The organism is Pontibacterium sp. (assembly GCF_964228735.1).
Lineage (GTDB): Bacteria > Pseudomonadota > Gammaproteobacteria > Pseudomonadales > Balneatricaceae > Pontibacterium.
This window is the reverse complement of record NZ_CAXRBQ010000171.1, coordinates 1-14,766: the sequence shown is the minus strand read 5'-3', so window position 1 is coordinate 14,766 and position 14,766 is coordinate 1. Positions and strand designations below refer to the sequence as shown.

Here is a 14,766-nt window from a genome sequence, read left to right as displayed (position 1 = left end):
AGTAACCCAGGCCCCAGCCCAGCAGGGACAGCGTACCGACCACAGTGATGGAGCTACCATCGGCTTCGGTAAAGGCATTCAGCAACTCGGGGTTCTTAGCTTCAACTGCAGCCAGAGTACCGCTCAGGCCACCGATCTCGCCCATTGCAAACAACGGAACCAGGATCAGTGCACCGACCATCAGCAGGCCCTGCACCACGTCGGTCCAGGATACTGCCAGGAAGCCGCCGAACAGGGTGTAGGAGATAACCGCTGCCGCACCAACCAGTACCGCAATGGTGTAGTCGAAGCCGAATACGGTCTCGAACAGCTTACCGCCTGCAACCAGGCCGGAGCTGGTGTAGAACATGAAGAATACAAGTACGAAGAACGCGGACACCACACGCAGACTGTGGCTGTTATCTTCAAAACGTTTTTCGAAGAAAGCAGGCAGAGTCAGCGCATTATCAGCCTTGTAGGAGTATACGCGCAGGCGCTGGGCAACCAGCAGCCAGTTCAACCAGGTACCAACCAGCAGGCCACCAGCCAGCCAGAAAGAACCGTAACCAGCAGCCATCGCGTAGCCAGGCAGCCCCATCAGCAGCCAGCCGCTCATATCGGACGCACCGGCACTCAGTGCACTCGGGATAGGACCCAGGTTACGACCACCCAGTACGTAGTCAGACAGATCTTGCGTGCGACGGTATGCAACGATACCAATCGCAAGCATCAGAATCAGGTAAACAATAAAGGTAAGGGTTACCATGAACATAAACCTATTAAATCAGCGTTATGGTTATTATGCGTTCGGACAGAACAGGCACCCTGAATCGGGAAACCTCTTCTAAGAGCATTGATGTGAGGAAACCCACCAACACCCCCGAAGCTCATCTTCAGATGGCGGATTCCTTGAAGCCCCGGCAAGCAACAGCGAATGTATTGCCGCCGCTTGCCGGTTCCTTACATGTGCGCAGGAATTGCACGGGATCACCGCACCACAGACCAGCTATCACAATGGCGCAATAGCTTATAGATATCTTTACAGGCAATTGTTCTATATATCCTCGATCTGAAGTGCATTTGCTTTTTATTAACGACTCAAAAAGCCATTACGTCAAAGCGGGCGAAATAATAAAGATATTTATCCTAAATAGCCAAACACCAAGAAACATGAGCCTTCAAGTTGATCAAATAGCAGACTAACGCTGCTTAAAAATGCATCCTGGATAGTCGCTTCGTTTCTTATTGGCGCGATTTCAAGACCAAATCCCCATCACAATTCAGACGAAACGCACAACATCTCAACTTCCCGACGTCTACATTAGTCTTTTTCACTGTATTTTTCACAAACGCAGTCGTATGCTTCTACACATACTCTATTAACAACCATAAAAACACTAAGCATCGACACCTGTATGGATAATCTGGACAAGATCGATCGCGCCATTCTGCGCGAGCTACAGAAGAACGCCCGTATCACCGTGACCGAGCTGGCCTCGCGGGTTGGTCTGTCTAAAACGCCCTGCCAGATCCGTATGAAACGCCTGGAAGAACAGGGATATATCCTGGGTTACATCGCACTGATCGACCAGAAAAAACTGGGTACCAAGCACGTTGCCTTCGTACAGGTCTCCCTCAGTGATACGCGTACTAAAGCTCTGCAAGCGTTTAACGACGCGGTACGTGCGATTCCCGAGATCGAGCAGTGCCATATGATTGCAGCGAACTTTGACTACCTGCTCAAGGTGCGAACCACCGACATGGAAAACTACCGTGCGGTATTGGGTGAAAAGATCTCCTCCCTCCCCTACGTGACCCAAACCAGCACCTTTGTGGTAATGGAAGACGTGAAAGATATTGAAGCAAAACTGCTCTGATCTTTAGGCTATCCGCCTGGAAATAGCGTTAATTCTCTGTAAGGAAACACCTTGAACCGTAAAGCTGTTTTACTGGCCATGGGCTGCGTCTTGATGTGGTCCACCGTCGCCAGCGCCTTCAAACTGACTCTGTCACTGATCAGCCCGCTGCAGATGCTTTGGCTCGCGGTTGCCACCAGCTGCGGTATTCTGGCCGTTGCTGCAGCCCATCAGGGTAAACTCCAGCTGGCCAAGGATTACCTGCGCGAGTCCCCGGGTTATTTCTTGCTGTTGGCAGCGCTTAATCCCACCGCCTACTACCTGATCTTGTTCGCCGCATACGATCTACTGCCCGCCCAACAGGCCCAGGCACTGAACTACACCTGGGCTGTGATGCTGAGCATTCTCGCCGTGCCGTTTCTGGGTCAGAGCTTTACCCTGCTCAACGGTATCAGTGTCCTGATCGCCTATTCCGGCGTGCTGGTGATCGCCACGCAAGGTGATCTGCTGGCGTTGGACTTCCAGAACCCACTGGGCGTGGCACTCGGTGCAGGTAGCTCAATCTTCTTTGCCAGCTACTGGATTCTGAATACCCGCAGACCCCACGATGCGGTGGCGTCCCTGCTACTCTGCTTTGGCCTGAGCCTGCCCATACTCACTGTGCTGATGTTTATTCAGGGCGGTTTCACCGCAATCCCCTGGCAAGCGATTGGGGGGGGAATCTACATCGGCGCATTTGAGATGAGCCTGGCCTTCCTGCTCTGGATGAACGCCCTGCGCCTGAGCACCAACACAGCCCAGCTAAGTAACCTGGTGTACCTCTCTCCTCCGATATCCCTACTGCTTCTGGCGGTGATCGTCGGGGAACCGGTGATGGTCTCAACCATTGTGGGATTGGTGCTGATTATTGGTGGCGTGTTGGTCGGACAGGCCAAGCGTTAGCCTTAGACCACGTCAAAGGCTTTGCAGAATAAGCTCGTGTTGACGCCACAGACAAAGGGCTTTGGAACCGCTGTCTATCAGCGGCTCTGCTACGCTTGTAGATATCAGGAAGCTGATCTTCCTGCAGAAAACCCGCAATGCGTAGCCTTCACCCCATCAGAAGCAGCTGCCAGACGCTTATAAGCCAGTATCTGCACTACCCCCGTCGAATACTGATTTTTGGCGATACCGGGACAGGTAAGTCCACCCTGGCGATTTGGCTTGCAACCCAGCTGCTTAACAAGGGAGCCTTAGTCAGGCTTCTTGATGCCGATCCCGGATCTCCAGCCTTTGGCATACCCGGCTGCCTGTCGCTGCATTCACTAGATCACCAGAAGTCCAAACTTGAGTCGCAGTTGCAGGATGTAGAACCCCTCTGTTCATTGGATGCAGGCCGTTTTAGGTTGCCGCTGATCACCGGCATCAACCAGCTGATTAAACGAGAATCACAACGACCCGAAGCCTACCTGCTTATCGACACCCCGGGTGTAACCCGCGGTGTGGGTGCCGCTGAACTGCTGCCAGCAATGATCCAGGCTACGCGGGCTGACCTCGTCGTTGTGCTTGTACAAGCTGACGTCCCCGCCCCTTTGAGCGAAGAGCTTGAGCGATGCAGCGCTGAAGTGCTGTTTCTCGATTCAGATCCCGATGCACAAAAACCTGTGAAGTCCGATATCAAACAGCACCGTACCCAGCGCTGGTTGGATTATATGCAACACGCCCATGAGCGCCGTTTCAGGCTGGATCGTTTGCAGCTGACCGGCATGTTGCCAGCTTCCAATGATAACAATGGCTGGACTGGTCGACAGGTGGCGCTGATCAACGGTCAACGCACACTGGGTATGGGGCAGATTGCTGCGCTAGATGACGATGAGATCTTGATCACAACACCGGTCCCGGCGGAAACCAAGGTACACCGGCTCTTGATACGGGATGCCGTATACAACGACAAACACGGGCTTCACACCGCCATCCCCTCCCTATCCGATGAAGAAAACAAAACCCAACCAACAATCGCGCCCCTCGCCAATGAAGCCTTTGTTGCCCGGCAGGCGATGGATCAGCTCAGCCCGCCCATCATGATGCGGGTTGGCCTTGTGGACGCCACGCTGGTAAACGGTGTATTTGGAGATCCTCTGCTGTTGCTTCAGATTGGCCATCAGAAACGCTGCCTGCTGTTTGACCTGGGCTACCACGGCCCCCTCTCCGCTCGCACCGCTCATCAGGTGACGGATGTGTTTATCAGCCATGCTCATGTGGACCATATCTGTGGTTTTCTGTGGTTGATGCGCTGTCGTATAGGCCACTACCCCTCTTGTCGCATCTTCGGTCCACCGGGACTGGCAAAGAATATCGCCGGCATGATCGACGGGATCTTATGGGACCGGATTGGCGACAAAGCACCCCACTTTGATATCTATGAAGTGCACGGCAACCAACTGCACCATTGGCAGATTGCCGCCGGTTCGCCGTTAAGCAAAGCGTTGGATGTGAGAACCATTAAAGACCAGATCATCTGGCAGGAAGCACAATTTCAGATACGCGCCGTCACCCTAGATCACACCGCCAAAGACTGCGGCCCAGGCAATCCCTTCACCCCGGTTCTGGCCTATGCCTTTGAACCGCTGCGCCAGGTAAATGTGCGACAAGAGCGCCGGCGCGCCCTTAACTTCAGCGCCGGCCCCTGGCTGCAGGTGCTGAAGGACCATGTGCTGAATGGAGTCAGAGATGCTGAAATTCAGGTCAACGACCGGACATTTTTGTCAGGTGAGTTGGCGGATCAGATTTTATTAAAGAGTGCCGGGAAAAGGTTGGTATACGCGACTGATCTGGCAGATTCCACTAAAAACCGATCCGTGTTGTGCAGCCTTGCACAAGACGCCCATACACTGTTCTGCGAAGCATCGTTTATGAATGGAGACCGGGACCTGGCGGGCTTTACCGGTCACCTGACCACTAAAGCATGTGGTGAAATCGGCACTGAAGCCGCTGTACAGCACCTGATTCCCTTCCACTTCTCCGGCCGGTATCAGGCGCTGTCTGACGAGATCTATGACGAGGTATCGGCATCATGCCCCAACACCCGTAAGCCCGCCTCTTAATCGCTTAATCGCTCTCCGGTTTAACCGTCTGCTGATCGGCCAGCGCCTTGAGTACGGAGACATCATCCGGACGGCCCAACAGGAAGCCCTGCAGCTCATCACAGCCGAGGCTACTGAGGAAACGACGCTGCTCCTCCGTTTCCACCCCTTCGGCAACCACCTTCAAGCGCAGACTGTGGGACATGCTGATGATCGCTCGCACGATATTCTCGTCATCCACATCACCCGGAATATCCATGATAAAGGAGCGGTCGATCTTTACGGCCTCGACCGGCAGTTTCTTCAGATACATCAGCGACGAGTATCCGGTCCCGAAGTCATCCACCGAGATCTGCACACCCATGCCACGAATCTCATTGAGCAACGGCAGGAACTGATCGATGTTCTCCATCATATGGGTTTCGGTGACTTCCAGCTCCAGCAAGCGGGATGGTAAGCCGCTATCAGACAAAGCGTTCCGGATATCCTGCAACAGATCCTGATCGTAGAGCTGGCGGGTTGAAAGGTTTACCGAAACAGACATCGAATACCCTTCGGCCAGCCACGCTGCTGCCTGTCTGCAGGCTTCATTCAGTACAAAACGCCCCAACTTAACGATCTGGTTTGAGCCTTCTGCAATCGGAATAAAGTCGCTTGGCGGTACCAGACCATGTTCAGGATGGCGCCAACGTACCAAGGCCTCTGCACTCATCATATGCTGACCGGTAATGTCGAAGCGCGGCTGGAACACCACAAACAGTTCGTCGCGATCAAAGGCCTGGCGCAGGTCTTCCTCGTACTGGTGATGCAGCTGGTGACATTCGTTGATCTCCTGGTCGAAGAACTGGATAACGTCACGCCCCTTCTCCTTCGCCTGATACATCGCCAGGTCGGCATGACGGGTAAGGGTATCCACATCATTACCATCTTTGCCGGCAATGGAGATACCGATACTGGCCGAGGTGTAACAACGGATCGATCCCATGTCATACGGCTTACGCAGTGCTACCACGATGCGATGAGCAATCGTTTCGGTTTGCAGGTTATCCTTCAGCCCGCGCACAATCACCGTAAACTCATCTCCACCCAGGCGAGACACTGTATCGTCCGGACTGACGCAGCTGCGCAGACGATCTGCCACCTGCAACAACAGCTGGTCCCCCACGCTGTGACCGTACGTATCGTTAACGTTCTTAAAGTGGTCCAGATCGATAAACATCACTGCGGTAATCTGGCTCTGCTTATCGGCGATGGCAGCTTTGAGCTGCTGCTTAAAGAACGTGCGGTTTGGCAATCCGGTCAGGCTGTCATAGTGGGCCAAGCGCTGCAGACGTCGCTCTGCATTTTTGAGTTCCGTAATGTCGGTGGCGATGCCACCAATCGATTCGATACCACCCTCATCGGAATAGATCGGGAATTTGTTGACCAGGAAGGTGAGATCCCCTTTGCTGGTTGCCATATCCATTTCGTAAGAGTTTGGTTTACCGCTATCAAGCAACAGCGAATCTGAGCGACTTGCGAGCGTCTTCAATCCCTCAGATAAAACCGTCTGATCTTCCCGCCCAATCACCTGTTCAGGCTTCTGGTTAAACATTTCAGCAAAGCGGGTATTCACCAGCTGGTAGTGCTGTTCCTTATCTTTTACGAAGATTAGATCGGGCGAGTGATCCAGGATGCTGGACAGCAATTTGTCACGGTCGCGGATACGCAGCAGCATCTTTTCCACCGCCATGCCCACACGCTCGAACTCGTAGAAACGCCCACCTCTGAAACTTTGCGGCGATCCACTCTCCGGCACTTGTTCCGCGTACCGTGTGAGATAAGAAAGCGAACTGCGGGTCAGACGCAGAATGACAAACATGGTTGAGATGCCCAGCACCCCTACCACGATCGCAGCTACCAGCAAGTTGGAAAGGTAGGCATCCTGCAACGCCTGATAAGCAGCGTTTGGCAACAACGAGCGCACCGTATACTGCTCACTGCCGTCGATATTCAGGGTGTGCTCGCGCAGGATACTCTTATCGTTGGTAACCACCCCCAGATCCGTAAAGTCAGCGTTGGCAAGCGCCTGCAGCTGCGCATCTTCACTCTCCAGGCCATCCAGCAACTGTGCACCGTTGTACAAAGAGATCGCCTGCGCTCCGAACAGCTCCTGCAATAAACTGATAATCCAGTAGTTGTCGTTCAGCATCACGAAGGTGTGCATCTTGCCAATCACTTCGCCATACCGGCCATCCACCACCGGTAACGTCAGACGCAGCAAGCTGTATCGCTTGTCATCACCCTCAGCATTCACGCTGCTCCATACACCCGGGGGACTGTAGTTCTCCAGTATCTGCTCCCATGGCAACTGGATATCAAACATGCTGCTATTGGTCACAACGGTTGGCATACCGTCGTTATATTCGACCACCATGGCATCGATATGCTGGCCATTGGGGCCCAACAGCAATTCGTCAAGAAAACTCGCCACCGCCAGGCGCTCGCGCCCTTGAACCCGATCACGAAGCTCGTGGGTCTTGATCACTTCCTGGCTGATATGCTGGATGTTTCGGAAGCGGGCTTCCAGTACACCATCCAACGCACGCTGGTCTCGCGCATAGGCAAGCTGTATTTCATGTTGGAGGGCTTTTTCAGAGCCCAGATAGGCCGGCGTTAACAGAATGGCAGAGACCACTGCCAGCAGCGCAAACACCAATACGAGTAGAACGGTAGAGAAGCGAGCCTTTTGCACTTACTGAGCCTCTAGAGGTCGTTCGCTCAGTCGGAAGGCCCTCTGCTTCAGGATCTGGACCTCTTCGGCAGACTGTTTATTGTCGAGCAGGACAATATCTCCGGAATAGATTTGCGGCACACGGTTGGCTTGGTTCTGCTGATCCAGCTTAATCGCTTCAGCCATAGCAACCCCGTTATCGTCATTCATGCGCATTACCGTTACGTCCAGCCCCTGCTTCTTGAGTACAGCGAGCTCGGCGTCACCACCACCCCAACCGTTCAACAGTACATCGGTACGGCCAGACTCTTTAAGAGCCTGCAGCGCTCCCAGTGCCACATCGGTGGAGTTGGCGAAGATCATCTCGATATCCGGATGTTTCTCCAGCGTTCTTAACGTTGCCTTGTACGCCTTATCACGATCACCATCGGTGTAGAACGCGGCTACCTGTTGGATATCGGGATGCTTAGCCGCCTGATTGGCGAAGGTATCACCCCGCATCTGGCTGACATAACCCGGGGAGAAGTAGAGCATCAGGTACTTGCCGCTGTAATCGGTTTTGCGCAGCATCCAGTCGGCCATCAGCTTGGTGCCTTCGGCGTGATCAAACCCCACGTACAGGAACGGCTGGCGCTTTTGCCAACGTAGCAGCGGTGTGGTCACGTTTTGCAGAATCAGTTTCGGTTTACCCCGTGCGATCAGACGCTCGATCATGCGGCTCTGGGGTGCGATATCCAAGGTAAAGACCAGGTAATCCGGTTTCCATTTAAGCGCTTCGGACAGCTGCTGACGCTGCAAGGCGGCATCAACCGATGGGCGGGACAGGAAGGATTTCAGTTCATAGGGTAATTTGATACTGCGCAGACGGTGCTCAAACGAAGTCAGACTGCGGCGCCAGTAGTCAGACTTTTGCAGACCTGGGTAGATCACTGCAATGCGCACGGGGCGATCAAGCTGGGCTTTAAATGGAACGGCGGGCGCACGTACCAGTTGAGAGAATTGATCCATCGTATCTCGCTGCTCAGGGTGGAGACGAAGATACTCATCAATGCGCATGTAATCTTCCGCGGCGTACGCTACCGGCTGAGTAACGACAAACAGCAACGCAACGGCGAGCATACAGATGCGGGAAACAAATCTGGACATGGTGACCAACCTCCTGTCAGTTTTACCCACCCACAGAGGTGGTACAGCGTGATCGATATACAAGATACCGGTTAAACACAGTTCTTGAAATAGGATTATAGGTAATAACCCGGTATTCGCTGGGACTTTTTATTACAAATAATCAATATGTTGATCTAAACATCAATCTGTTGACGTCAGAACGCAAAAAAGCCGCCATAAGAAAGGCGACTTTGGAGGGATTTGTTTGAGCTAAAAGCTCATGAGCTTATCGGCTGACAAAACCAAACTTGCCGTTGTCGTTCTTCCACTCGGCACGTGGTGGAATCGCCTCGATGGTGTCCCAGTGCTCAACGATCTTGCCGTTATCCAGACGGAACAGGTCATAAAATGCGACATGCTTATTCAGGAACTGCCCTTCGCTGATCGCCAATACGAAGTTACCTTCACCCAGAATCTTGTGATTCTTGGTAAATACCATCGGCATACCCTGGTCAGCCAATGCTTTCAGCGCCTGCCCCAAGCCGCTCAGCCCATCCGCAACACCTGGATTGTGCTGCAGATACTGATCGTCACCACCGTCGATAAACTGGGAGATTTTCTCCATCTCGCCCTTAATCAGGATCGACTGCACAAAGTCAGCCACAATCGCTTTGTTCTGCTCGGTTTTATCCAGATCCGTCACGACGGTAGGACCGTCCAACTGGGTGCGGCCACTTGGGTTTGCCGGTGCGATCTCCTGCAGGTTATCCCAGTGCTCGACGATTTTTCCTTCTTCAAAGCGGAATACGTCAAAGCCTACCTTAGGGCCAAAGAAGTTGTATTTTGTATGAGCAACAACGTAGTCGCCGTCCTGGAACACACGCACGGTATCTGCTTTCGCAGAGCCTTTTGGCAACGCCTGCAGGACTGCACCGAATCCCGCCAATCCGTCGGCTACCGCCAGGTTGTGCTGGATGTACTTTTCAGGATTGATGTAAGCCACTGGACCTGCATCACCGGTTTCGATGCTTTTCAGCAGTTCAACCACTTTGGTTTTGTTCGACACATTCACAGTGTTTTCGACAGCAGTACCCGCGGTTACAGATCCACTCAGCAAAACGGCACTCAATGCAACAACCGCTTTAAATGGAGTACGAGATAAGAGACGCATATTTCCTCCCGGTATCGGCTTTTTTCGAGCCGATGTTGATAATGTTTTCGATGGAAAAATTATCTCTGACAGAGCAACCTGCAACGAGGTAAGCTAGACGCAATCAATGATCAAAATCGAGCAAGGCGTAATAAAACCACATGGCTATGCATTCAGATCAAGCAAGCCCACTTAGAAAGACCCGCTTTGAAAACAGCAAGTTAAATGCGATTGGCGTAGAGGTACTGACATTCGGCGATCTGATGAAAAAGGTACCGGATGAGCGACTGACGATACCCGAACGGGTAGAGCTCTACCTGCTATTGATGGTCACCTCAGGAAATCTGGTCCATACACTCGACTTCGTGGACTACAAGCTACCGGCAGGGTCACTCGTGGTTGTTCGGCCCGGTCAGGTCCAGCAATGGCATCCAACGACAGAGGCAGAAGCGCAGATCGTCCTGGTCGATCCCACCGCGCTGCCGTTCGACGCGGCCGTATCTCATACCCGCGAGCTGGAGCTGCTTACCCTGTTCGATTGGCAACCCCAAACGCAGCTGAGCCATGAGCTGCAAACCAAGCTGGAGCAGGTGACAGACCGACTGGAGAGCGATATCGCAGGCTTTGATGGCAGTGAACTGGAGATCTCATTGATTCGCCATGAACTGTTGGCCCTGCTGTTTCGTCTGGCCTGTTTTCAGCGAGATCTGGTGCAAAACCAAACCACACGCACCGCCGGTTACGAGAAGTACAAACTGTTTGTTGAGCTGCTGGAACAACACTACCGCAACGAACACGCGCTGCAGTTTTATGCCAGACGCCTGGGATACTCCACCAGCACGCTGAGCCGGGCCTGCCTTGAGATCGAAGGATACAGCGCCAAAGTGGTGATCGATCACCGCATCGCACTGGAAGGGAAAAGAATGCTGGCGCACAGTGGTGCGTCGGTTGCCGAGATTGCTTACTATCTGGGGTTTTCCGAAGCCACCAATTTCATCAAGTTCTTTAAGCGAATTGTGCAACTGACGCCGACGGAGTTTCGCGATACCCGGAGCGGACGCTAGAACATGTTTCTAGCGATATTACATCTCATTAAGCGCTTAATCTTGAAACCAGCATTGTCCGTGTTGCCACATCAAATTTTCGTAACAACACCGCCATATGGGATTTAACAGTGCTTTCAGATAAGTTCATATGGTAGCCAATCTGTTTGTTCGACAGACCAACCTTAACAAATTCCAACACTTGCTCCTGACGCTCTGTAAGTTGCGGTGGTTTAGGTGACGCCCTGTTAGCCCGTGAAGAATCTTTTATGCAGCTTATTTCCTTCACAACAGGCCAATGCTGTCTACCACTCAACAGCTTGTTGGCAACACGGTAGACCTCGACCAGACCGGAGTAACTAAACACCAGCCCCTGGGCACCGATTCGACGACTTTTATACAGCGAATCAGGTCCCATATGATCTGCAATCACCAAGACAGGTACATCGGTTGCACTGATCAGCTGCCGAACTGTACGCATTCTCCCATGCGATAAGCTTTGCTCGCAAAGTACGATCAATCCCCAATCTTGAAGGATATGTTTGGCGGTCAGCTTTTCGGCTTCTTCAAACTCTGGTTGCTTGTCGGAATCCCCTTGGGTCAGAGCGATCTTTACGCCTTGACGGTACAGTTCATCTGGAGCCACAACCAAAATATTCCTGGATACTCTCATGATCTTCTCGGGCAACCTTCGTTAAACGTCGTGAAAAAGATCAGGTACCTATAAATAGGCACCTGACAAAGGATGTGCGAGCTAACGGACTCACAACAGCAAAGACGGGAAGAGTAAGTGGTAGAAACCAGTTACATATTCGGATAGTTGGGGCCGCCGCCCCCTTCCGGGGTTACCCAGGTAATATTCTGGGCCGGATCCTTAATGTCACAGGTTTTACAGTGCAAACAGTTCTGACTGTTGATCTGGAAACGGGAGCCCTGCTCGTCCTCCACCACTTCATAGACCCCAGCCGGGCAGTAGCGCTGCGCAGGTTCCGCATAGAGTGGCAGGTTCTTGTTCAACGGCAGGTCAGCATCACTCAGTTTGAGGTGACACGGCTGGTCTTCCTCATGGTTGGTATTTGACAGGAATACTGACGAGAGCTTGTCGAAGCTGAGTTTGCCATCCGGCTTTGGATAGTTGATTGGCGTAAACTGATCCGCCGGCTTCAGCTGCGCATAATCGACATGGTTGTCACGCAGGGTGATCGGCAATTTACCGCCAAAGAGGTTCTGGTCGACAAAGTTGAAGGCACCGCCCAGCATCGGACCGAACTTATGCATGGCAGGGCCGAAGTTACGGGTGCGGTACAACTCATCGTAGAGCCAGGAGTCCTTGAAACGATCCGTAAAGCCGGTCAGCTCTTTGCCACCTTCACAGCCACCAGTGATCGCTTCAAACACGGATTCAGCGGCCAACATGCCGGATTTCATGGCGGTATGGGTGCCCTTGATCTTGGCGAAGTTCAGGGTGCCGGCGTTACAGCCGATCACCAGACCACCCGGGAAGGTCATCTTCGGCAGCGCATTAAAACCACCTTTAGCGATGGCACGGGCCCCGTAGGATACGCGTTTGCCACCATCCAGGTACTGTTTCAGGACCGGATGGTGCTTGAGGCGCTGGAACTCATCAAACAGACTGAGATGCGGGTTGGCGTAGTTCAGGTCGACGATCAATCCCACCACGACCTGATTGTTTTCGGTGTGGTAGAGGAAGAAACCGCCACTGGTGTCTTTCTCCAGCGGCCAGCCGGACCCGTGCAGCACCAGACCCGGCTCGTGCTGCGCCGGGTCGATATCCCACAGCTCCTTGATACCAATACCGTAGTGCTGGGCATCCGCGTCAGCATCCAGATCAAACTTGGCGTACAACTCTTTACCCAGGTGACCACGGCAACCTTCGGCAAACAAGCTGTATTTGGCGTGCAGCTCCATGCCTGGCATATAGCTGTCTTTCTGCTCGCCGGCTTCGCTGATCCCCATGTCACCGGTGGCGATGCCTTTTACAGAGCCGTCCTCATGGTAGAGGATCTCGGCCGCGGCAAAGCCCGGGAAGATCTCCACGCCCAACTGTTCAGCTTGTTCCGCCAACCAACGGCACAGGTTACCCAGACTGGCAATGTAGTTGCCGTGGTTGTGCATGGTTTTCGGCACTACCAGATTCGGCAGTTTCTGGGCTTTCTCTTCGTTTTTCAGCAGGAACAGTTGGTCTTCAGTGACCGGCGTATTCAGCGGCGCACCCTGCTCTTTCCAGTCCGGAAACAGTTCATTCAGGGCACGCGGCTCAACAATCGCTCCGGACAGGATATGGGCGCCCACTTCGGAGCCTTTTTCCACCACACAGACCGTTAGGTCCTGCTCAGCAGCCTGAGCTTGTTGCATCAATCGACAGGCAGCCGACAGACCGGACGGCCCTGCGCCAACGATGACAACGTCAAATTCCATGGATTCGCGCATATGAATACCTCACAAATATGAGCCAAGCCTATTTCCCGTAGGTTGGCCATTGCAAAGCAATGCCCAACAACGAACTACCTGAGTGTTGGGCTTCGCGTTGCGAAGGCCAACCTACGGAAGGTTAAGGCTCGGAAGCGGCTTACAGTTTGCCTTCCAGTTCCGGCACCGCTTCAAACAGATCCGCTACCAGACCGTAGTCCGCCACAGAGAAGATCGGGGCTTCTTCGTCTTTGTTGATGGCGACGATGATCTTGGAGTCTTTCATACCCGCCAGGTGCTGGATGGCACCGGAGATACCCACGGCAATGTACAGCTCAGGTGCAACGATCTTACCGGTCTGACCGACCTGCATGTCGTTAGGCACGAAGCCTGCGTCAACTGCCGCACGGGATGCACCCACCGCGGCGCCCAGCTTGTCAGCGATTTTCTCCAGCATTTCGAAGTTTTCGCCGTTGCCCATACCACGACCACCGGAGATCACCACTTTCGCCGCGGTCAGTTCTGGACGGTCGGATACGGCCATCTCTTCGCCCACAAAGCTGGAGATACCGGCATCGTGCACGGAACCTACCGCTTCAACCGCTGCGGAACCGCCTTCAGTTGCCGCTGCGTCAAATGCAGTACCACGCACGGTGATCACTTTGATCGCATCCATGGACTGGACAGTTGCAATGGCGTTACCCGCGTAGATTGGGCGCTGGAAGGTATCCGCCGCTTCGACTGCAGTAATGTCGGAGATCTGTGCAACGTCCAGCAGAGCGGCTACGCGTGGTAGGAAGTTTTTACCGGTAGTGGTCGCTGGAGAGACGATGTGGCTGTAGTCTTGCCCGCTCTCTTTCGCTATGTGGGCCACCAGCTTGGACAGGTTTTCCGCCAGCTGATGCTCGTACGCCGCCGCGTCTGCGACCAGTACTTTGCTGACGCCGGCAACCTGTGCAGCCGCTTCAGCCACCGCGCCACAACCGGCGCCTGCGACCAGTACGTGCAGGTCATCGCCCATCTGAGATGCGGCGGTAACTGCGTTCAGAGTTGCACCTTTCAGGGTGCTATTGTCGTGTTCTGCAATAACCAGAATAGCCATTAGATCACCCCTTAAATTACTTTGGCTTCGTTTTTCAGTTTTTCGACCAGCTCATCAACGCAGCCGACTTTAATACCCGCCTGACGCTCAGCCGGTGGAGTGACTTTCAGCAGTTTGGTGTGTTCTGTCAGCTCAACACCCAGATCGGCCGGGGTTTTCACGTCCAGAGGCTTACGCTTCGCTTTCATGATGTTTGGCAGAGACGCGTAACGAGGCTCGTTCAGACGCAGGTCAGTGGTCACGATCGCCGGCAGGTTCAGCGCAACCGTCTGCAGACCGCCGTCCACTTCACGGGTGACGTTGACTTTGTCGCCATCGATCTTC

At 53.5% G+C, this 14,766-nt stretch carries 10 protein-coding genes and 2 pseudogenes; 4 read left to right on the top strand and 8 right to left on the bottom strand.

What is annotated here, in order from left to right; translation table 11 throughout:
• Positions 1–745 (bottom strand): annotated as a pseudogene (locus tag ACEQ15_RS18425) (sodium:proline symporter); the annotation flags it as partial.
• Between the two features lie 649 nt (positions 746–1,394).
• Here ACEQ15_RS18425 and ACEQ15_RS18420 point away from each other — a divergent pair.
• From ACEQ15_RS18420 to ACEQ15_RS18410, 3 genes are all read left to right on the top strand, one after another.
• Positions 1,395–1,856, top strand: coding sequence for an Lrp/AsnC family transcriptional regulator (locus ACEQ15_RS18420; protein WP_282354826.1), 462 nt, complete (start codon positions 1,395–1,397; stop codon positions 1,854–1,856).
• A gap of 51 nt (positions 1,857–1,907) precedes the next feature.
• A complete protein-coding gene (locus ACEQ15_RS18415; RefSeq protein ID WP_370280723.1) occupies positions 1,908–2,777 on the top strand; it encodes a DMT family transporter in 870 nt (289 codons plus the stop codon).
• A 137-nt stretch (positions 2,778–2,914) separates the two neighbouring features.
• Positions 2,915–4,918 (top strand): Clp1/GlmU family protein, encoded by a 2,004-nt coding sequence (locus ACEQ15_RS18410; protein WP_370280722.1) that lies wholly within the window; start codon positions 2,915–2,917, stop codon positions 4,916–4,918.
• 4 nt (positions 4,919–4,922) lie between these two features.
• Here the strand turns inward: ACEQ15_RS18410 and ACEQ15_RS18405 are convergent, their stop codons facing one another.
• From ACEQ15_RS18405 to ACEQ15_RS18395, 3 genes are all read right to left on the bottom strand, one after another.
• Positions 4,923–7,631, bottom strand: a complete 2,709-nt coding sequence (locus ACEQ15_RS18405; RefSeq protein WP_370280721.1) for an EAL domain-containing protein — start codon at positions 7,629–7,631, stop codon at positions 4,923–4,925.
• On the bottom strand, positions 7,632–8,756 hold the full coding sequence (locus ACEQ15_RS18400; protein ID WP_370280720.1) for a substrate-binding domain-containing protein: 1,125 nt from the start codon (positions 8,754–8,756) through the stop codon (positions 7,632–7,634).
• Positions 8,757–9,003: 247 nt separating this feature from the next.
• A complete protein-coding gene (locus ACEQ15_RS18395; RefSeq protein ID WP_370280719.1) occupies positions 9,004–9,888 on the bottom strand; it encodes a hypothetical protein in 885 nt (294 codons plus the stop codon).
• A 140-nt stretch (positions 9,889–10,028) separates the two neighbouring features.
• Here ACEQ15_RS18395 and ACEQ15_RS18390 point away from each other — a divergent pair, with 140 nt between their 5' ends.
• Positions 10,029–10,931 (top strand): helix-turn-helix domain-containing protein, encoded by a 903-nt coding sequence (locus tag ACEQ15_RS18390; RefSeq protein ID WP_370280718.1) that lies wholly within the window; start codon positions 10,029–10,031, stop codon positions 10,929–10,931.
• A 28-nt stretch (positions 10,932–10,959) separates the two neighbouring features.
• On the opposite strand, the gene ACEQ15_RS18385 is transcribed toward ACEQ15_RS18390, so the two are convergent.
• From ACEQ15_RS18385 to ACEQ15_RS18370, 4 genes and pseudogenes are all read right to left on the bottom strand, one after another.
• Positions 10,960–11,556, bottom strand: a complete 597-nt coding sequence (locus tag ACEQ15_RS18385; protein ID WP_370280717.1) for a LuxR C-terminal-related transcriptional regulator — start codon at positions 11,554–11,556, stop codon at positions 10,960–10,962.
• 158 nt (positions 11,557–11,714) lie between these two features.
• Positions 11,715–13,361: an electron transfer flavoprotein-ubiquinone oxidoreductase gene (locus ACEQ15_RS18380; protein WP_370280716.1), complete on the bottom strand. Its 1,647-nt coding sequence runs from the start codon at positions 13,359–13,361 to the stop codon at positions 11,715–11,717.
• A gap of 139 nt (positions 13,362–13,500) precedes the next feature.
• The gene (locus tag ACEQ15_RS18375) at positions 13,501–14,442 is read right to left on the bottom strand and encodes an electron transfer flavoprotein subunit alpha/FixB family protein (RefSeq protein ID WP_370280715.1); all 942 of its coding nucleotides are present in this window, start codon (positions 14,440–14,442) and stop codon (positions 13,501–13,503) included.
• A gap of 11 nt (positions 14,443–14,453) precedes the next feature.
• Positions 14,454–14,766 (bottom strand): annotated as a pseudogene (locus ACEQ15_RS18370) (electron transfer flavoprotein subunit beta/FixA family protein); the annotation flags it as partial.